General features: G+C 37.4%; 16 protein-coding genes. 5 read left to right on the top strand and 11 right to left on the bottom strand.

Translation table 11 applies throughout. From position 1 onward, the window contains the following. The first annotated feature begins 218 nt into the window (after nucleotides 1-218). From rnr to ACY45D_RS02455, 4 genes are all read left to right on the top strand, one after another. A complete protein-coding gene (rnr, locus tag ACY45D_RS02470) occupies nucleotides 219-2,666 on the top strand; it encodes a ribonuclease R (RefSeq protein ID WP_463109404.1) in 2,448 nt (815 codons plus the stop codon). A gap of 438 nt (nucleotides 2,667-3,104) precedes the next feature. After that, nucleotides 3,105-5,132, top strand: a complete 2,028-nt coding sequence (locus ACY45D_RS02465) for a M3 family metallopeptidase (protein WP_463108298.1) — start codon at nucleotides 3,105-3,107, stop codon at nucleotides 5,130-5,132. Between the two features lie 53 nt (nucleotides 5,133-5,185). Then, entirely contained in the window at nucleotides 5,186-5,395 is a 210-nt protein-coding gene (locus tag ACY45D_RS02460; protein WP_171057646.1) for a YheV family putative zinc ribbon protein, read from the top strand. A gap of 14 nt (nucleotides 5,396-5,409) precedes the next feature. Continuing rightward, entirely contained in the window at nucleotides 5,410-5,853 is a 444-nt protein-coding gene (locus tag ACY45D_RS02455) for a hypothetical protein (protein WP_463108297.1), read from the top strand. Between the two features lie 108 nt (nucleotides 5,854-5,961). On the opposite strand, the gene ACY45D_RS02450 is transcribed toward ACY45D_RS02455, so the two are convergent. From ACY45D_RS02450 to ACY45D_RS02400, 11 genes are all read right to left on the bottom strand, one after another. Further along, a complete protein-coding gene (locus tag ACY45D_RS02450) occupies nucleotides 5,962-7,872 on the bottom strand; it encodes an esterase/lipase family protein (protein WP_463108296.1) in 1,911 nt (636 codons plus the stop codon). A 10-nt stretch (nucleotides 7,873-7,882) separates the two neighbouring features. Further along, nucleotides 7,883-8,902 carry a T6SS immunity protein Tli4 family protein gene (locus ACY45D_RS02445; RefSeq protein WP_463108295.1) on the bottom strand — a complete coding sequence of 340 codons (1,020 nt, stop codon included), beginning with the start codon at nucleotides 8,900-8,902 and terminating at the stop codon, nucleotides 7,883-7,885. Then, nucleotides 8,895-9,932 (bottom strand): T6SS immunity protein Tli4 family protein, encoded by a 1,038-nt coding sequence (locus ACY45D_RS02440; RefSeq protein ID WP_463108294.1) that lies wholly within the window; start codon nucleotides 9,930-9,932, stop codon nucleotides 8,895-8,897. Before ACY45D_RS02440 ends, ACY45D_RS02445 begins: the two co-directional genes overlap by 8 nt. After that, nucleotides 9,929-12,667, bottom strand: a complete 2,739-nt coding sequence (locus ACY45D_RS02435; RefSeq protein WP_463108293.1) for a type VI secretion system Vgr family protein — start codon at nucleotides 12,665-12,667, stop codon at nucleotides 9,929-9,931. The genes ACY45D_RS02440 and ACY45D_RS02435 overlap by 4 nt, the downstream gene beginning before the upstream one ends. A gap of 58 nt (nucleotides 12,668-12,725) precedes the next feature. Continuing rightward, entirely contained in the window at nucleotides 12,726-13,976 is a 1,251-nt protein-coding gene (locus tag ACY45D_RS02430) for a hypothetical protein (protein ID WP_463108292.1), read from the bottom strand. Between the two features lie 250 nt (nucleotides 13,977-14,226). Beyond that, nucleotides 14,227-16,425, bottom strand: a complete 2,199-nt coding sequence (locus ACY45D_RS02425; protein ID WP_463108291.1) for a TRAP transporter large permease subunit — start codon at nucleotides 16,423-16,425, stop codon at nucleotides 14,227-14,229. 522 nt (nucleotides 16,426-16,947) lie between these two features. Further along, the gene (rrtA, locus tag ACY45D_RS02420) at nucleotides 16,948-17,547 is read right to left on the bottom strand and encodes a rhombosortase (RefSeq protein ID WP_463108290.1); all 600 of its coding nucleotides are present in this window, start codon (nucleotides 17,545-17,547) and stop codon (nucleotides 16,948-16,950) included. A gap of 62 nt (nucleotides 17,548-17,609) precedes the next feature. Continuing rightward, complete coding sequence (locus ACY45D_RS02415) at nucleotides 17,610-18,707, bottom strand: hypothetical protein (RefSeq protein WP_463108289.1); 1,098 nt, start codon at nucleotides 18,705-18,707, stop codon at nucleotides 17,610-17,612. 217 nt (nucleotides 18,708-18,924) lie between these two features. Continuing rightward, nucleotides 18,925-19,071 carry a hypothetical protein gene (locus ACY45D_RS02410; protein ID WP_463108288.1) on the bottom strand — a complete coding sequence of 49 codons (147 nt, stop codon included), beginning with the start codon at nucleotides 19,069-19,071 and terminating at the stop codon, nucleotides 18,925-18,927. A 206-nt stretch (nucleotides 19,072-19,277) separates the two neighbouring features. Beyond that, the gene (locus ACY45D_RS02405; RefSeq protein WP_463108287.1) at nucleotides 19,278-19,589 is read right to left on the bottom strand and encodes a hypothetical protein; all 312 of its coding nucleotides are present in this window, start codon (nucleotides 19,587-19,589) and stop codon (nucleotides 19,278-19,280) included. A 76-nt stretch (nucleotides 19,590-19,665) separates the two neighbouring features. Beyond that, the gene (locus tag ACY45D_RS02400; protein ID WP_463108286.1) at nucleotides 19,666-19,923 is read right to left on the bottom strand and encodes an FAD assembly factor SdhE; all 258 of its coding nucleotides are present in this window, start codon (nucleotides 19,921-19,923) and stop codon (nucleotides 19,666-19,668) included. Nucleotides 19,924-20,101: 178 nt separating this feature from the next. Between ACY45D_RS02400 and ACY45D_RS02395 the strand changes: the two genes are divergently transcribed. Then, the gene (locus ACY45D_RS02395; protein ID WP_463108285.1) at nucleotides 20,102-21,274 is read left to right on the top strand and encodes an acyl-CoA dehydrogenase family protein; all 1,173 of its coding nucleotides are present in this window, start codon (nucleotides 20,102-20,104) and stop codon (nucleotides 21,272-21,274) included. The last annotated feature ends 124 nt before the right edge of the window (nucleotides 21,275-21,398 follow it).

Raw genomic sequence — 21,398 nt, 5'->3', positions numbered from 1 at the left:
ACCTAAAAAAGTTATAGATTTTTGCTCAATTAAATACTTTTTAAACAATTTTCATCATTTTGTTGCTTTTTTATGCTCAAAACGCTGCTAATTAAATGAAAATTTAGAGAAATCCTCATAAACTCAAATTTAAACTGCATTATTGCAATCAATTACGTGCAGTCTGGCACTGTATGACTTATGCTAATCCTATCTTCTGACTAGAAACCAAATACATGATGAAAAATTGGGTCGATCCTGAAGCTAAAGCTGAAGCCGAACGTTACGACAACCCTATTCCCAGTCGTACGCTCATTTTAGAAATTATTGAGCAAAAACAAGAAGCATTATCACATGCAGATCTTGTGGGTCTGTTTGAAATTGCCGATCAAAAAAGTATTGATGCGCTCAGCCATCGTTTAAGTGCGATGGTACGTGATGGTCAGCTCATGAAAGATGGTTTTAAATATCAGCTCATGGCAGATCAACCTACATTAGACGCAACCGTTTATATCAACTCAAAAGGTTTAGGTGTTGCCAGTTTAGATGGTAAAAAAGATGAGTTTTTATTGCCTGAACGTGAGTTACGCCAAGTCTTTCATGGTGATCGTGTCAAAGTCCAACAAACCTCAGTAGATCGTAAAGGCAAAGCTTGGGGTTATGTGACTGAAGTGACTCAACGCCGTATTAAACAGCTGATTGGTAAAGTTGCAGAATTTGAAGGTGAATATTTTATTCAGCCTGCTAATCCGAATGCACATCAACCGATTACTTTAGAAAAAGAACTTATTGAACATGCCAAAGCTAAAATTGGAGATGCGTTACGTGTAGAAATTGACGACTATCCGACTCGCGACAATTTTGCGACAGGGCATATTATTCAATCGATGGCAGACAAAGCGGATACTGAAATCATTATTCCACAAACCATTTTAGAATATGGCTTGCCTTATGAGTTTCCAGAAGAAGTTGTAAAAGAAGCAGAAAGTTTTAAAGAACCCACAGCCAAAGATCATGCAGGCCGTATCGATTTACGTGACTTGCCACTGGTCACGATTGATGGTGAAGATGCACGCGATTTCGATGACGCCGTTTATGCAGAAAAACGTCCAGGTGGCGGTTATCGTGTTGTTGTCGCGATCGCCGATGTGAGTCACTACGTCCGTTCGGGCAAACCATTGGACGATGAAGCACAAGAACGTGGCACCTCAGTGTATTTCCCACATTATGTTTTACCCATGCTGCCAGAAGCACTTTCTAATGGCTTATGTTCTTTAAATCCACATGTTGACCGTTTATGTATGGTCTGTGATTTGAACTTAAGTCGTGCAGGTAAAGTGACTAAATTTGAATTTTATCCATCGGTAATGCATTCAAAAGCACGTTTAACCTATACCCAAGTTGCACAATATTTCGATGGCGACAGTACTGCGGTTCCTGAAGATCATGATGTGCGTAAGTCATTAAATACGTTGTATCAACTGTATGAAACTTTAAAAGGCTTACGTGCTGAACGTCATGCAATGGAATTTGAAACCGTTGAAACCTATATGACGTTTGATGAATTAGGTGGAATTAACGAAATCCTACCTCGTTCACGTAATGTTGCACATAAGCTCATTGAAGAATGTATGTTGCTTGCTAACGTTGCCGCAGCGGAATATTGCTTAAAACATGATATTCCAATGTTGTACCGCGTGCATGAAGCGCCTGAGTTCTCACGTATTCAAAAAGTTCGAGATTTTGTGAAATTATTGGGCTTAAAATTCCCAGAACAGCCAACTCAAGCGGATTATCAAGCCGTTATTGAAGCAACTAAAGACCGTATTGATGCACCAAGTATTCATGCTGTTTTGCTTCGTTCAATGATGCAAGCATTTTACGGCGCAAAAAATGTCGGACACTATGGCTTGGCTTATGAAGCGTATACACACTTCACTTCACCAATTCGCCGTTACCCTGATTTGTTATTGCATCGTGCAATTAAAGCTCATTTACATCAAAAACCATCGCCACTTTCTGGTGCTGCTTTAGACGATGCAGGAGAACATTTTTCTGCAACTGAGCGCCGTGCTGATGAAGCTTCTCGTTCCGTAACATCTTGGCTAAAATGTCACTATATGCAACAACACTTAGGCGAAGAATTTGTTGGTGTAGTGAGTGCGACAGCTGAATTTGGTTTATTTATCACACTCAAAGATTTATATGTCGATGGTATGGTGCATGTCAGCCAATTGGGCGATGACTATTTTGTTTTTGATCAAGCCAGCCAAAGTTTAGTCGGACAAAATCGTGGTCAAACTTTTAGTTTAGGCGATGAAGTCAAAATCAAAGTGGCAGGTGTGAATCTTGAAGAACGTAAGATTGACTTTGAATTGTTACAACAGCTTTCTCATGCAGGTCGTGTCATCCGTAGCCGTGCACCTCGTGTGGCTAAACCCACTGCAAAAGAAGAAGTTTTTTCTGAACGGCCTGCTAAAATAAAATCTGAATCTGGCGATGCAAAAGTCAGTGAAGATGGAGAACGTCCCTTTCGTAAGAAAAAAGCCAAAGGAAAACCTAGTTCTTACAATAAAAAACCTAGCGCAAATGCTTCAACAAAGTCTGAAACGAAGATTAAAGATAAAGTGAAGAAAAAGGCCAAGGCTAAAAAGAAAAAGTCCAATGCAAAGTCTAAAACTGAATAGTTTTTAAATAACGTCATTGGAATAGTTTCAAAATGAGAGAGCTTCGGCTCTCTTTTTTAATTAGACCAAATACAATAGAAAGTATTTGAGAATTAAGATAATCACTTATTGTCAATAAGTTCGATACTAAAAGAATCCCTTCTCCCTTTGGGAGAAGGTCAGGATGAGGGTTTTTACGATTAATTCACTGTTTAAAAATTGATTTATGCAAGAAGCCTAGTGACTTATGCAGTTTTTAAATCAAACCAAACCTCTAGAATTATTATAGATGTATGCAACTCCGATAAAGGTACTTATTTTTAAATACAACATCAAAATGCAACAAGCCTATAGGTTTAACACATCATCTCTATGTTAATTTTATTGTCACACCTTGATTTCCTCTACCAAAAGCCCTACATCTATCTATAACTTAGTAAATGATTTGGTTTACACCACATGGCATTAGAACAAGCAACATTACCCGTACCGCAGTTTGATCAAATTAGCTTAGAACAACTTAAACAAAATATTGAACAAGCCATCCAAAATGGTCAACGCTTTCTAAATGAATTGCCCCAAGTACCTGACAGCATTCAACAACAGCTACAAGTCTTGGAAAATATTGATACTTTAGAAAATGACATGAGTGAATCATGGGGTATTTTGTCGCATTTAAATGCGGTGATGAACAATGCAGAAACCCGTGAAGTGTACCAATCACTATTACCAAGTTTAAGTGAATATTACACACAGCTCGGACAACACGTCCCTTTATATCAAAGCTATCAACATATTCATGACCATGTGATTTTTAGCGACTTACCCAGTGCACAACAAAGCGCAATTAAATTAGCCTTACGTGATTTCAAATTATCAGGTGTCGCTTTAGAAGGTGAGGCTAAAAAACGCTATGCAGAAATTTCAGCACGCTTATCACAACTGTCCTCTGATTTCTCAAATCATGTATTAGACTCAACTCAGGCCTATAGCAAACCATTAAGCGAAGATCAGCTGAAAGGTTTACCTCAAAGCAGTGTTGAGCTATTAAAACAATATGGTCAACAACGTGAGTTAGACCAGTCTGTTGCCACACTCGATATTCCATCTTACTTAGCCATTATGACCTATGCCGAAGATCGTGAATTACGTGAGGAATTATACAAAGCTTATACCACACGTGCATCTGATCAGGCTGATGATCAGCAATATGACAATGCATCCGTGATGGTTGAAATACTCAGTTTACGTCAGGAAATGGCGAAACTTTTAGGCTTTGACAACTATGCAGAATATTCATTGGCTTCGAAAATGGCACCTGATGTTGCTACTGTAGATAAATTCTTAGTTGATCTTGCAGAACATGCTCGTGTTCCGGCTTTAAAAGAAATTGAGGAACTCAAAGCGATTGCCCAATTGGATGGTATTGATACTTTGCAACCATGGGACAGTGGCTATTATTCTGAAAAGCTGAAAGTACAAAAGTTCAATCTTTCACAAGAAGATTTAAAACCGTACTTCCCTGCGCCAAAAGTCATTCAGGGATTATTTAATGTTGTTCAGCGTTTATATGGCATCAATGTGGTTGAGCGTGAAGCGCCGCTTTGGCATGCTGATGCGCATTATTATGAACTTGAAGATCATGGCAATGTCATCGGTGGATTCTACTTTGATCTGTATGCACGCAATGGAAAACGTGGTGGTGCATGGATGAGCCCTTTCCGCTCACGTATGCAAACAGAACATGGGCTGCAAAAACCGATTTGCTATATGGTTGGTAATTTCACACCACCTGTAGGCAACCAACCTGCTTTACTGACCCATGATGAAGTTAATACCTTATTCCATGAGTTTGGTCATGGTTTACATCACATGCTTACAGAAGTGGATAATATTGCTGTTGCAGGTACACACGGCGTTGCTTGGGATGCTGTTGAATTACCAAGCCAATTTATGGAGTTTTGGACTTGGGACACTGAAAGTTTAGCGTTGATCAGTGAGCATATCGAATCTCAAGAAACTTTGCCGAATGACTTACTTTCTGCCTTATTGAATGCTCGTTTCTTCCAATCAGGGATGCAAAGTTTACGTCAGATTGAATTTGCATTGTTTGATTTGACGATTCATAAGCTCACTCCAGCTTTAGATACAGCACAAATCCAAGCAACACTGGATGATATTCGCCATAAATATGCAGTCTTGCCAGCAGCAAGCTACAATCGCTTCCAAAATAGCTTCAGCCATATTTTTGCAGGGGGTTATGCAGCGGGTTACTACTCTTATAAATGGGCGGAAGTTTTAGCCAGTGATGCCTTTGATCGCTTCGAAAATGAGGGTGTTTTCAATACGCAAACTGGACAAGAATTTCGTAAAGCAATTCTAGCAGTTGGCGGAAAAGATACAGCACTTGACGCATTTATCAATTTCCGCGGGCGCGAACCAAAAATTGATGCATTATTACGTCATCAGGGTTGGACGAATAACTAAACAACGCTTAAACTAACGGTCAAAATTGATTTAAGTGTGGTGGGTATATGAATATTAAACGTCGTTTCATAGCTGGCGCAAAGTGTCCAAAATGTGAAGCGATGGATCGTATTGTTATGCTCACCCAAGGCGATGCTGAATGGATTGAATGCATCGAGTGTGGATACTCTGAAAATCGCCCTACGCATGTAGATGCGCCTGAAGAACCAGCCACACCAGATGAGATTGGGGTTATTCAATTCAAGCCTCGTTCTTCAAAATAACTGGACTGAATAAAATGCGTATAGAAAGAGATAACTCTAAGTTAATATGGATCATTGCTGGGGCTTTAATTGCATTAACTGTATTAATTACGGCCTTGTTTTGGCTAAATAACGATCAAAAAAGCAATCAAGTCAACGATCAATTTAACCAACCTGTAGCTGTAAAGAAAAAACCTGAAGCCGCTACGCCACCACTCGCACAGCCTATTCAGGAAAATGCGTCATCTACAGCAACGAATGTGGAGTTAGTCAACGCATCTATTTTGAAAGATCAGGTTCCTCAAAATGCGAGTTTGGCCAAAGAAGAGTTTGCGAAACTGGAAGATATTCAAAAACAATTAGATGAACAGCAACACAACCTCAAGTCACAACATGCCGACGCAGACCAGTTGATTAAATTAAAAGAAGAACAAGTGAAATTACTTGAACAGCAATTAGCACCTCAGTCCAAGGTTTAGATGGTTGTTTAAAGCGTTTATTTTGAAAACCTATCTAAACTAAACGCCTTTTCACATTGAAATATAGCTCCCAATTTGAGCTATATTTTCAATGTGTTAAATAGCAACTTAACAAATCGCTTCCATGATCTTAGCAATTGAATAAATTGTACTTCTATGAACATGTTTGTCATCATAACTTGCAGCATGATCTAGACCTTGCATCACAAAAACTTGTTTTAAATCCCGTCTTGTGACATCTGCACCCGACTCACCACAAACTGTCCCGTCACCTGCAGATGTAGGCATGATCCGCATATTAAACGTGACTCTATTGCCCTCTGTATCTTCAATCGTTCGAAAACTATCCCGATCAAAAAGGTGTTCAAAACCATCATGCCTTTGTCCTGTGACCACTATAGGTTCTAATTCTATGACACCTGCTACGGGTTCTTCTGTATTAGAGCTCGTATTGTTTTGATTTTGTTCTTGAGTTTTGATCTCTTCAGTTTCAGGCTCATTTTCTTCATCATTTATTCTATAACCTCGATATTCGATTAAATCTTCTTCCGTCTCTATCGGTAAAATTTGTTCAGTACTCCATAAAATTTCACTATAAGCAAGGTGTTTTTCATCCTGTCCATAATGGGCATAGGTATTGGGGTGATAACTATCTGCTATTTTTGTATGGAAACTCTCAACCTGAACAATATTATTGAAATAATAATCCATGATGCTACTCTTTCCATCTGCTTCCATTTTTGCGTTCAAAATACCAGCAGGATCTAAGAATGCTTGATTAATCATACTCCACCAAGTATCTGTCCGTGTATAAATATCCCCATAAGGGTCTACTTTGGGTAGCCGAGCCGTGATGACTTGACCATGACGATTTCTTGCACTAAGGGTTAACCATGCTTTGGATTGATGACCTTGTCTATCTTTATGCTGTAAAAAATTTGCAAAAGGTAGTAGTTGCAAAGCACCGGGGGAGTTGGCTAAAACAGGCATAAGTCGTTCAGATGTTGATCCAAATACATGTCGTCCCTTATTTGCTGCGATACTGGCAATCCAGCCATTGACCACTTCACCACCTTCCCAACCCCGACAAATACGCTGATACACGGTTGGTGCGCCACTGGCAGGCATCACTCCGTGCACGACACCTAAAATATCATTTTTAACAGACGCTTCCTGTATCAAAGACCGTGTCACTAAGCCGCCCATTGAATGGGTTACGATGATAAATTTTTTAAACTCCTGCTTTGGAAATTCCTTTTTAATTTGTGCTTTTACATAATTCTCCATCATATGTGCAACATACTGTGCAGAACGATCATTTGACTGTAACCAGTTATAACCGATAGCAAAAACAGGAAAACTATAATTTGCCAACTGACCATGTAACGCTTTGGTTAAGAGTTCGATCTCCTTTTTAATGGGGTTCCAATCATTTTTAATATCTTCCAATTTTGATTGATCACTTGAACCTACACCCAAAAACGATTTAGAACCTGTTGCGACAATTTTTTTCCATTCTTTTGTTCCAGAAAAATGATCTGGATCATTCAGATCTTGTTGGGAGGTATTTTTTTTAACCAAATCTTGGTTTAAATATTTTTCTAAATATATCAAAATCTTAGAATAACCTTGCCACCAAACTGAACCCCATCCACGGCGTACTGCTTTTGCGCGATCAAAGTGATCTATATCTTTGATATCACCTTCATCAATATAACCATCCTGCCCAACACTTGTCGTTTCAGGGTTTAATTCTATCTGTCGCGTTCTCGCATCCCGTTGTTCACCAGCTGAGGCTGCTGCTAACCCTTCTTTGGTACCATTAGGTGGATACCACACATGTTGACCATTCTCTGTATTTTTAATATTTGACCCCATAATCCCCGGAATAAAAATAATTGGAATCACATAGTCAGCGGGTAGGGTTACTCTACACAAGGTTTCTGTTTTGCTTGGTGTGGTGAGTGAAACAAACTTAGCATTATCTTCTGTATTATAAGGATTATGTTCATAGCTCATGATGATAATCCTAAAATTTTCTGATTGAATTTAATACAGCTTCATATAATTCAAGACCAGTATAATTATGTACACTGGCTGTTTGAACATAAGTTGTTTCTCGTGCTGTATCTACTGTCATAGAGAGTAAAGGATCTAATGCTGCGTTTACAGTCCCTGCATGCTCCCATGTTGCAATAATGCCTGTTCCACCTTGCATTGGGACTTGGGTAACCAACTCCAATCCATCGATCGGTGTGCTTGGATTGGCACTTTTTGCACCTTTTCTAAGATCTTGAGTGTGGTTTTTAGTGCTTACATCGTTCGGGCTTTTTTTAAGATTTTTTTCTGTTCGGGTAATTAAATTATCTTCTACTTTATAAATGGCTTCTGTTTCAGCGGTAATCACCACTGAAGGTGCTTTAGCAAAATTAAAACCAACTTTCTGTCGTGTAAATTTATAGTCTTTACCATCATCTTTAATAAAACCATTTTTTAAGCAAATTCCTTGTTCTACTGGGATTGTATTATTATTTCGTGCATATAAGTTTTCTACCAAATATTCGATTCCTTCTCGACTTTCTTGCTTAAACTTTTCTGAGTAATCACCTTTAATAAGAAATAGTGTCCCACGATCAAAAATATAACCAAAAACTTGTGTCGTACCTAAATTAGGTCTTTTTTTGCTTAATTTCCCCCAAAAGATTTTGACCAACTTGTTATTTATATTTCTTACAGGAGTTTCTTCTAAAAATAACTTAAAACCATCATTATATTCTGCAATTCCGCTAGATGTGGCTTGATCAAAATCAGCTTTCGTGGCTTTGATCTTTGATTCAATTTTAAATGAATCATAATTGATGCTTTCATCAATCATTTTGGCCTCTTTTGGCAACTTAAATGTATAACGCCCAACACACCAATCTTGCATATTTTTTAAATTAATCATTGTTTTACCTATATCTGATTCTTTGCTATTTACTGTTTGCCCACACCCTGCAATACCAAGTATCGACGTTAGGACCAAAGTGCTTGTCATTTTTTTAATCATTTTTACTTCCTAATTTTCTTATCGAATTAAGTATTTCTTCATAGATTTCAAGCCCATTTTGATTAGGCACACTGGCCGTTTGAACATAAGCCGTTTCTCTTGCTGTATCTACGGTCATTGAAAGTAAAGGATCTAACGCTGCGTTTACAGTCCCTGCATGCTCCCATGTTGCAATAATGCCTGTCCTACCTTGCATTGGGACTTGGGTAACCAACTCCAATCCATTGATCGGTGAACTTGGATTGGCACTTTTCGCACCTTTTCTAAGATCTTGAGTGTGGTTTTTAGTGCTTACATCGTTCGAGCTTTTTTTAAGATTTTTTTCTGTTCGGATAATTAAATCATCCTCTACTTTATAAATGGCTTCTGTTTCAGCAGTAATCACCACTGAAGGTGCTTTAGCAAAATTAAAACCAACTTGCTGTCGTGTAAATTTATAGTCCTTACCATCATCTTTAATAAAACCATTCTTTAAACAAATCCCTTGCTCTACTGGGATTTCAGTACTATTACGACCTTTTAAATTTTTAACAAGGTATTTAATTCCACTAATGCTTTTATTTTCATTCTTCTTTGAATATGATCCTGTAATTCGAAAGAGTGTCCTAGTTGATTGATCGTATACAAATGCATATACATCAACTGGTAATCTACCATTTGCAAAAGTAGAATGTCCCCAAATAATTTTTGAAGTAATACTGCCATATGTTTCTAAAGGAGTCTGTTCTTTTATAAAATCATCTTTTGTACTATATTTTTTTTCTATTGCTTTAATCTCTTGCTCAAAATCTGCTTTCGTGGCTTTGATCTTTGATTCAATTTTAAAAGTATCATAATTGATGCTTTCATCAATCATTTTGGCTTCTTTCGGCAACTTAAATGTATAACGCCCAACACACCAATTTTGCATATCCTTTACGCTAATCAGTACTTTACCCACATCTGATTCTTTGCTACTTACTGTTTGTCCACACCCTGCAATACCAAGTATCGGCGTTAGGACTAAAGTACTGATCATTTTTTTTATCATTCTACTTTTCCTAATATTGTAAGTTCCGCTTTAAGCATAGAAAGAGCAGTGATTTTTTCTGTTTTGCCTTCTGCGTCTGTTACGCCAGTAATCGTTTTTCCATCATCGGTAACAATTTTGTATTTCACATTAGGCTGTATAACGCCTGCCCGATTTTTTACAATAAATTGTTCGTCGTAAGAAGCCTGAGCTTGTGGCATTTGCCCTAAATCAGTATGTAAACGACTACCTGTTTGGGTTTTAATTTGTCCAGCTTTTAAGGTCAACAAACCAGGGCACACAATATCTATATTTCCATCCGCAATCTTGATATAGCCATCACCAGAAACAATAAGTATGCCTTTCCCACTCTCAATCTTTACCAAATCATCCAGTGCGTAAACATGCATTAACTTTTGGGATGCTAAAGTCATTTCACCATTGTGAGAGTGAACATTTACATTGCCTTGACCTGCCTTAACATCAATATTTTTTTGTTGAGCAAATAAACTAATGCTCCCCAAAGCATTCGTTAAAACACTATTTCCAGTAAAAGTTTGAACATTACGATTTGTTGAAAATTCAATATGATCCGCAGAATGTATAAATGTTCCTTTTAAACTATTTACAATGAATTGATCATTTGAATGTAGAACCAAATAAGGCGTTTCATTATTTGCATCCCATTTTGGGATATCTTGATTTATCCTTTTCTGAATATCTAAATCTGGTTCTTGAACTTCGTTTCTTTTTGCTAGTTCTTGAATATTCTCATTATTATTTTGAGCCATCAATAATGAGCTTTCTAATTCTGACCGCGAGAGTTGATGATTCTCTGCATCACTATCAGCTTCAGTACTAATTAAAATACCCTTTGGTGCTCGAACAACTCCCCAATCATCCGTCCTCAACTCAAAGCCTTCACCACGACCTTCACTTTCAGCCTGTTCTTTAGGATGACTTAAATTTCCCAAATTGAGTTGCGTAGCACCGTGGCTACTTTGAAGTTGAGTGCTAATCTGCCCTGTCGTATCATCAAAACGGAGTTGGTTGAAACCCTCGCCATTAACCTCTTTGGAACGAATACCACTGAGTTTTTTGGTCGCAGGTAATTTGCCTTTAACATCAAACTGGGTTGGAGAACGTCTTCCTTCATGGATTCGCCCTGTCACGAATGGTCGGTCTATGTTGCCGTCAAAAAAGTCGATCACGACTATTTCGTCTTTGCGTGGTAAAAATCGTGCGCCATAACCATCACCCGCCCACGGCGTCAGTACATCCACCCACGCAGAGTCCATCGTCGTATCATTACTTCCTGCTCCACTATCATGCGTATGATCTTCTTTCCGTGTGAATAAGAACCGAACTTTGATCCGTCCCCATTCATCTACACATATTTCTTCTCCATCACTTACGACCTTAGCGCGTTGCACATGTGCAACTGGACGATGTTCCAACGGATCATATTCAGGAACAATCGCGATATTTCTACGTACCAACATCAATTCATTTGCTTGGCGTTCCTCGCTACTGTCCTTATTTTTTTGCCAATGGCTCAACCTGAGTAGTCTCTCAACTTTGTCTTGTATATCTTTGGGGAAGTTATTCTGATTGTAGAAATTTTTATTTAAGATCAAAAATTCCTTATCATTGTCACGATGATTTTGATCAAGTTCAGGATGCCCGCTCAGTTGAAACCAATAACCGACTTGGCTATCTCGGACGCTGCTATGTGCTGTAAAATATTTAGCTTGCAGCGATTGGTATTGACTGAGATGTTTATTCAGCTTGTCTAGTTGATGATTATTCGAAACAGTTGCTTGGTCTTGTCTTTTTAAGTCACTGATCCATGCGGGTGATAAACTCCATGCCTGTTCAAGACTTAAACTTTCATTGTGCCTTTGGTTACTGTGCTTGTGTGAACTAAGTACTGAACCACAGCCATCCTCTTGACTCAAATAGTCTGCCTGCCAACGTTGTAAATGAATCGCTGTTGATTGCAATTGTCGTTGTGCAATAAAGCTGGTGATCGTGTCATATCGTTCTGTTGCATTTGAGCGATGGTATCGAATGACCCTGCGTTCAAGTGCTTTAAATTGGTTATTGTCGTCAATTAAACGGAGTTTTTGTGGTTCTATGCTTTGACTCTGTGCAGATACTATATGCTGAGATTCATCAATCAAGTAATTAATGGATTCTTCACGCATTAGTCTGGTCAAATATGCAAAATCGCTTTCATTCGATTGCATTGAAAAAGGGCGTATATCGTAATCTTTTGTTAAACCACTCAAATCCAGCTTTAAACTACTCGCAAATAAGGCACTCCGCTGCCGCCACTCTTTGAAAATAACAGCAATAATTTCAACAACACTCTTATTCATAAACACACGGCTATTGCGCCGTTTATGCCATAAACTGCTTGCATCTTGCATAGTTAGGCGATAAAGCGTAAATGCTCCATCAGATTGTCCCTGACTCGCACCTGTAATTATCCCTGTGGTTCTAAATAGTTGCCCCATATCTGTGATTTGATCAACAGCCACTTGGCAACCGATAAATTCTTTTAAAGCGATATAAGGATTGGTTGAAAGGCAAATTAACTCAGCAGACAAACCATCGTTAATACCATGATGTCCTTCAATGCGTTGTAACACGACCTGAGCGTTCAATTCCTCATTTGAAAACTGGGCGGTTATGGCACGCTTGCGTGTGCCATAACCTAATTTATCCAAAATACCAAAAATATTATTTATCATTATTATGACCTATTATTAATTAATAAATCTTAATAACAATATAAGAAATACTCAATATTTAAAGCTTTTCATTTTGTTTCAGTTTAGTTAAAAGCTTGCGATAACCCTGAACCGTGTAACGTCCTAGCTGATATTTTTCTTGGAATTCCTCAACACTAAACTGCTCTAAATCATGTTGATGTTCGAGTACCCAAGCTTTTTTCTGATCTTCTATCGAAATATTTAAAAAATCTCTTAAAATCATACGATTTTTAACAATATATTTTTCTTTGCGATCCAATATTTTGGCAATTTCAGGAATGCTTAAATATAATGAAAGTAAAATATCTTGGTTTCGTAACCGCCAAGCTTGAACTTGATCAACATGATTTGGAATATTTAACAGCTTTTTCAGTCTCCCTTTTTTACGATCGACTTGCGATGGTTCAATACCCAATTTATCTGCTAACTCCTCCTTACTGAAATTAGGATTGAGTAAAACCTCTTGGTTCGCCAATAACCAAGTTTCATTTTGTTCGACCAGTTTGGGGATTTTTAAAATTTCTCGAAGTTTGGATTTTGCCCGACGAATTTGTCCAGTGGTTTTATTAAACTGCTCGGCCAATTCAGCTATAGACTTTCCAGAATGCAGAAGCTCTTGTTGATGATCTAAAAGCCATCGTTTTTTGTTTTGTTTATCTTGCTGAAATTGCTCAGAGAAAGTGTTTTCACCTCGCTCTAAGCAAATACGGTTATAAGCATTTTTTGCGATAAATAAACTCACTTGAAATGCTTCTACAATTTCTTGCACAGTCATATTTAGCATTTGTGATTTATGATCATTAAACCATTGTTCACGAAAAATCTCTGTTTTACCTGCTCTGAGTCTTTTTTTCGCAGGAACATCAATCAATTCAGCTAACCACTTTTTATGTTGATAAACCTGTGTTCTCTTGAACCCATATTTATTTTTCAGCTCTTCCAAGCTGCCATATAAAAGCTCATCTTGATGTTCCAATATCCACTGATCATCACGATAAATAAATCTGTTTTGGATGCCCAAAGTTCGTCTAAATTTAGCAACCATGCTGTTACTTAATTCAAGCTGCTGTTCAACTTCAGTAATCGAATGTGTTTTAACAAATTCTGCAATTTCAGAGGTCAAAATGAAACTGAATTTCCCCCCAATACCATCTTTTGGTGTTAAAGAATATGGCCACCCTTGATGAATGATAATACCTGACGGTGTCTCTTTTTCATCATAAACATCCCAATCCTCACCTGACCAATCTTTTATTGTCTTGATTTTATAATATTTATATTTTCCCATTATTTATCCTTTTAAAATGTCTCAAGCAAACGCTACCGTAAAACTTTATTTTCAATAAAATCGTTTATGTATGAGTAAATGCTTACCCATTTTTTAGTTATTTTAAATAATAACCAACTTTATCATTGATGAAAAGGAATGATTACTTTGTATCCGATATAACGGATCAATAACAAAAATAAGTTTAAATTGAAAATCCTAAAAATATCGCCATAAAAAAAAGCACCCGAAGGTGCTTTTTGTCACAACGTTATTTGCCTGGATACCAATTAAATAGGTTGAAGAAATAAGGAACATAAGTCACGATGACTAAAGCTGAGAACAATACCACCATCGGTAAAATCCAACGTTCATAACGATAGTAGAAGCTTGTATATTTGGCTTTTGCTTCTGCATCGGCCGCGGCAACCTCAGCATCTCCAACCGACATTCGCGTCAGTAAGTGGTTCAATGCGACTGGTGGCGTAACATAACCAAACTCGAAAGCAACCAATACCACCATCCAGAAATGAATAGGATGTATGCCATTTGCAAAGGCCACTGGAGCAACAGTTGTAGCAACCAAAATTACTGCACCAAATGGGTCTGTAGTCATACCAATTAAAGCAAGTAATAGCGCCATGAAGCCAAGTGTGATCAAGATACTACCAAGATGTGTTGGTATTAAAGTCACAATTTCACTACGTTCAATCAGACCACCAATACTAACAGACAAGGCCATAAGAATAATTAAGGCACCAATATGTCCAACACTCTCAGAAGTCGCAAAACGGATTGCACTTCCAAAGCTGCGTTTTTTCTCAGCATCTTCACCATGCTCTCGCATGTATTCAGACTTACGCTCATGCTCAAGCTCTAATGCTCTATTCGGGTTTTCAGGTGCAGGTAGCTTATCACCTAAAACTTTATCGAATAAAATAAATGCTAACAGCATGATTGGAAGAATTACAGGTGCTGTAAACTCATCCATTTGCGTATCTAAACCATACTTATAGAATCCTATAACAATGATCGTAATCACAATATATGGAATGACTGGTACAAAGGCACGAAGCATGCCCGGTACAGCAACTTTTGGTGAATTGATACGGAATTTATTTTCAGCTAGTAATAATGAAACACCTAAGAAAATAAATGCCGTTAACCAGAAAACATAAATACCATGATCAAACAATTCATCAGATGTTACATGACGACTATCCAGCATCGAAATCAGAATCACCAGAATACATGGACGTAACACCACACCCAATGAACCTGACATTGCAGATACAGCAAGTGCATACTGACGTCGTGCACCAGAGTTCCACACTTCCTTATAAATAATCGCACCAGCCGCAACAACGAAGATACCCGAAGCACCTGTATAAGCTGTTGGAATAGCAGCACCAATCAAAATGAGCCAAGTCAATGTTTCAGGTGCAAGATTCCATGGACGAAGAATTGCCAAAAACAAATCCATAACACGAGTTTGGGTGAGCAACATACCCGCCCAAATAAACAGTGCTAAGTTTAAGAAAATTCCTGAGAATTCAACCAAAAAGCCAAGGTAAATCCCTTGCCCCATTGGATAATCCATAAAGAAGGTAAATGCAATCCCTGTAATAATCGCCATATTTGCATATAAAGGAATACTCAATAAGGCTAAGCCAAATTTACCACCTTCTTCTGCATTTGCTGGCGTGCGGAACAGCTGGAATAAACTAATAAGGGTTAAGGTGACGAATAAGAACATCCATAACCAATATACAGCTAATGTTTCAAAGGTAGAAATAACCCCTGAATTCAATACTGAACGATATTGGCTAAATACAGAGAAACTCAGGAATGAGTTACCTATGATCATAGCAATCGAATAAACTTTATGATCGAGCTTTGTTCTTACTGGTCTCAGACCAATATGATGCATTTTTAATGATGCTGTAATTGCTGCAATCATCACCATCAGTACAAGAAGAATAACTCGGTTTTCCACGCCCCATTTTAAAATCCAGAAGAACCCTGTTTCCATCGTACGATAAGCACGAATGGTGGTATGTTCTTCCATATATTTCATCGATTTATCGTAGAAAGTAAATTTCCCTTCGCATTCTTGTTGCGCAGCCACAAATGATTGTCTGATATCCGCTTCAGGTGTCACTCCAAAAAATGCCACATCAGGATCATTCGCTTCCTGTTGCATTTTGTCTTTAACAAGCGCATCAATATTTACATTGCGATCACAAGAAGGTTTTTGCGGCTCTGCTCTTAAATAAGAATACTGCATTCCTATTTGTTCATTTCCGTAAAGTTTTTCACCAAAACGGAGCATTTGCCCATGAATCATATCTCCTGTCCCAATAATGAGGGTCAGAAGAAGCAGGATAAGTATGGAAAAGGTTGAGAACCACTCATTCCAGAGATAACTGAGTAGACCTAATCCTGATCTTTTATTTACAGGTTCTTGCATTGTTATTCCAGTTTTTATATATCGCCGTCATACAATGATTTGCATAACGCATATTTTATTTTGGTCAATGGTAAAATCCTTTACCAATACCCATTCCTATTATTACAACTTAAATTTGCCTTAATTTTTCAAAAAAGAATATGACATTGCTTCGATTATTTATGGGACTTTTTGCCAACTCAAGCCATACATAAGAAACTTACATCATCTTTTTGCTTAATCTCGATATTTGATATTGACTCACTAAACTTTTTCACCCACGTGATATGTTACAAAATTTAAAATGAAATGAAATACTACACCTATCACTGTAATCGTAATTGATATATTACTTAGCTTTGTATCAGTTACTAAAATACCTTTAATTGGTAAAGAATCAACCCAAATCAATATTAATTTATAAAAACTGATATCAACTTAATTCTTTAAAATTAATCAAATGATATAATATTTTCAACCCACCAAACACGCTAAGTCTTTATTTTAATAAAACATCTAACATTCAATAAAAATAAAACCCTATTATTCTTTAAAATCTAATGATTGATTTCTTTCAATCACTTTTATATGAAAAATAATGCACAATATTGCCAACAGCGCACCCCATATTACTCCCCATAAATGCGCTTGAGTGAGTACTGGACTACCAATCAATTGTGCCGTTTGAAATGAACCAAAGAAGTATTCCCAAACTATTTTTATCAGTATCAATAACAGAATAAGTGTCGCAAATTTACGTTCTTTTCGCTCTGTTAAACTCACAATAGCACAAAAAATAAATAACCCATGCAAAATCCCTGATAAACCTGCATAAGCAAAAATATTTGGATAAATAAAATACAAAGTAATACTTAATAATACAGGTAATACTATAAGTAATACTATTAAATACCTCTGCCTAATATGAGGAAATAAAAATGGCAAACAGGCAAAGACTAGAATATTTAATAAAAAGTGAATCCACCCCACATGTACCCAATGCCCTGTCCATATGCGCCATGGTTGTGAAAATAGAACATCGTATTGATAAATAAATTGCTGTTGAAAAAATTGAAGAATGCCAAAAAAAATGGCACATCCCAATATCATGAAGCAGCTTAGACGGAGTTGTTGTCTTTCCATTACCCACCAGAAAAAAAGAAGAGCCCTTGCTCTTCTTTTAGTGAAAATTTATTTAAGTCGTATTACTCACTGTTTCCAGTTGCTTCTTCGGCTGGTGCGGCTACATCAGAACTTTCTGTTGGTGCAGGAAAATCATTAAATAATTCGTCATCACCTGAAGTATTTTGCTCATCCCAAAATGTAGACATTCCATCATCAGCAGCACGAACACCTGTGTTTTCTGTCCAATAACGGTCTGCGATACCTTGAATCATATGACCAGCCATACTATCCAATAATCTAAACTCAGGGTTAACAGGCTTATCTTCTGCACGAGACGCTGCATATGCTTTTAATGCATTACGCAATTTAGTATCGTCACCACTCGCTTGTGCAGCAACAGCATTCATCGCAAATGCTAAACGAACACCTTTTTGCTCAGCAATTTGCATCGATTGTTGCAAAGTCTGTGTTGGATCAGGCTTGCCATCCCCAGCGCCAGGTAATAGTGTCCAAATAACTGCACGTGTTGCGTTTGGAGCACCCCAAAATTTATTATTATCCAAACATGCCATACCACGTTCTACAATCGCAGCAATATCCTTCGGTACATTCACAGCACCTCCAGAGTTAATATCATTGGTCATCGCTTGTAAGCCACTCAGCATACCAATTAAATAAACAGTTTGGTCTAAGTCTTTACGCATAGTTGGGCACGAATCACCCAAAGTATATTTATATTTCGCCTGCCAACGTTCAGCAAAAAGTTGATAACCTGTATATTGACGTTCTGCAGCAAGTGCAGCCCAACGCTTCTGCTCTACACGCGCATCTTGAGCTTCTGTCACTTTGCCGTCTTTTGAAGCACGTAAATACCTGAGTTCAGCATCTAAGGCACGGTTTTCTGCACACATACCCGCCGCAGAATATAGAAGCACCGCCATACGGGTCGGATCTGCCCCCATATCCTTTGTTGCCATAATGGCTGGTGTTAATGCATTTCCAGAATTACATGCCATATCTGTGTCCCCACCAGTAAGAATCGGTGGGACAATATGTTTCTCACTAAACCCGATGGCAATATTTGCACCAGATTTCACCACATATGAACAGCCAGATAGAACAGATGAAGCGACAACAGCGGTCAGCATCAATTGACCAAATTTGTGGACCTTAGACATTTTCCTGTCCTCTATATAATTGTGTTTATGTCCTTTTTAACCAACAATATCAGATGAACTCTTCGAATAAAAGAGTAATTGCTCTAATTTTATCGAAACAATGTGCCACAAAGATAAAACAATTCAATTGACCTAAGTTTATATTTATACGAATTTTAGGCAAAAAAAAGTAGCACTGCGACGGTTCTGCACATGCTACTTGTTAAAAGGTAAACTCTTAGGAGAGTTTATTGGTTTTGAGTTTGGTTAGCTTATTTTCATTCGCTTTCTCAATCTGTTCCCTCAGCACAGTTCCTAATCTTCCTATACTAATCGCAAGAACAATTGCGATGATTAGAAACCAAAACGTATGAATTTCACCCATTTGGAAATCCCTCATTCGCTGTTGGTTTTTTTAATTTACAATGAAGTTCTAAAATACATCCAGATAATTGTCTGACAATCTGTATATTTGCTCTTTTTCATTAATTTTCGTCTAACAAAACACTATATTTTATTAAAATTTAAATTAAACCAATGTTTTTTATCATCATAAATATATTTTATCTATTTTAATTTGTTAGACAATCATTAGAATTTACAGCGTGTTTTTAAAGATTTCCATTGATATTGCGTGACTTGATCTTGCCAAATGATGAAAGGTTTTAATTTTTTATCCTCAAAATTGACTGCAATATAAAAAGTATGATCAATAAATCGCTCAATTTTAACATGCTGAATTTTTTGTGATGATTGGTATTGTACTGACCACAATTGATAATCCAATTGTTCTAATTTATAAGCACTATTGCGACGACGGAAAAAATTTAAGCTCAAATACGCGATGATAAAACAGCTTACACTTACCCAAATACCCATCGCAAAATAGATTAAAACGAACATGAATAATAAACATAAAAATTGAAAACCCAGTGCAAATCGACTGGGTTTTAAATGGTAACAATGATGGACGGCTTGACTATCCATGAACATATTTTTTTAATTTAGTGATCAAATCACGCAGCTCAGAACGTGGTGGCTCTGAAACCTCCATGAACCAGTCAAGTAAATCTGGATCTTCTTGATCAACCAATTCTTTAAATAAAGCTCTTTCAGAAGCTTCTGCTTGTAAGTAGTGCTGCTTTACATAAGGATCAAAATAAACGTCGATTTCCTTTAAACCACGTCGAGCACGATAGATCACTTTACGCTCTTCTAATGTTATTTCATCAGACATTATTTTCCCCTTTCTAAATTCAAGCTTAGTTTACCTTATTTCTATTTAAAATTTTCTTCTTTTATCCAAATGACCAAATTCATCATTTTTGGATTTGTTTTGAGCATTCATCTCATTGCGACGGGTTGCAGTTTCACATAATTTCTAAGGACTAAAATTCTATTTGGATATTATAAAAATGCAATCTGGTGCAATTCGACCTTTAGCAAACATGCTACCTCGTAAATTATTTAATGCTGAACATGAAGCATTTCGAGAAACTGTACGTAAATTCTATGAAAAAGAAGTTGTACCCAATATCGAAAAATATGAAAAACAACAATATGTTGATCGTGATTTGTGGAATAAAGCTGGGGCTTTAGGCCTCTTATGTGCAACCATGCCAGAAGAATATGGCGGTTATGGTGTAGACCGCTTATACAGTATGATTCTGATCGAAGAACAAGCCTATGCTATGGATTCTGCAACAGGTTTTTCATTGCATTCAGATATTGTTGCTAATTATCTCAACAACTTTGCAAATGGAGATCAAAAGAAAAAATGGCTGCCTAAAATGGCGTCAGGTGAAGTCGTCACAGCCATAGCGATGACTGAACCGGGTACTGGTTCAGACTTACAAGGTGTCCGTACTACTGCTGTTTTAGATGGCGATGATTACGTGATCAATGGTTCTAAAATCTTTATTACCAATGGTTATTTATGCGATATGGCCATCGTTGTGTGTAAAACTGGTAGCTCGGATAAAGGATCTGCCAATCTGTCATTAATCATTGTAGAAGCTGATCGTGCTGGTTTTAGCAAAGGTAAACCTTTAAACAAAATTGGTATGAAAGGGCAAGATACTTGTGAATTATTCTTTGAAGATGTCCGTGTGCCTAAAGAAAATCTAATTGGCATGGAAGGCATGGGCTTTATCATGTTAATGAAAGAGCTCGCTTGGGAGCGTATGCTGGTCGCCATTATTTGCCAAGCAGGTGCTGAAGCTGCATTTGCCCACACCGTGCAATATACCAAAGACCGTAAAGCTTTTGGCAAGCCGATTGGTGCTTTTCAAAATACCCGTTTTAAACTGGCAGAAATGCGTACAGAAATTGATTTCTGTCGTGCTTATCTCGATCGTTGTATGGAACTGCAACTTGAAGGTACTTTAGGTATAGAAGCAGCGGCAGCAGCAAAATACAAAATTTCTGAATTATTTTCGAATGTTGTCGATGAATGTTTACAATTACATGGTGGCTATGGCTACATGCTTGAATACCCTATTGCTCGTGCATATATTGACAATCGTGCTAACCGTATCTATGCAGGAACCAATGAAATCATGAAAGAACTCATTTCACGTTCTTTATAGTTTTTAATTCATCTTTCAACTAAACAAGAAAAGGAGTCTTTTTACTCCTTTTCTACATATAAAATACCAACTTCGTTATTCAAAAATTTTATGTCTTGAATAAGTTTCTTCTATTTTTAGAGTG

Source organism: Acinetobacter sp. BZX-2 (assembly GCF_055179795.1).
This window is presented reverse-complemented; position numbering and strand designations above follow the sequence as displayed.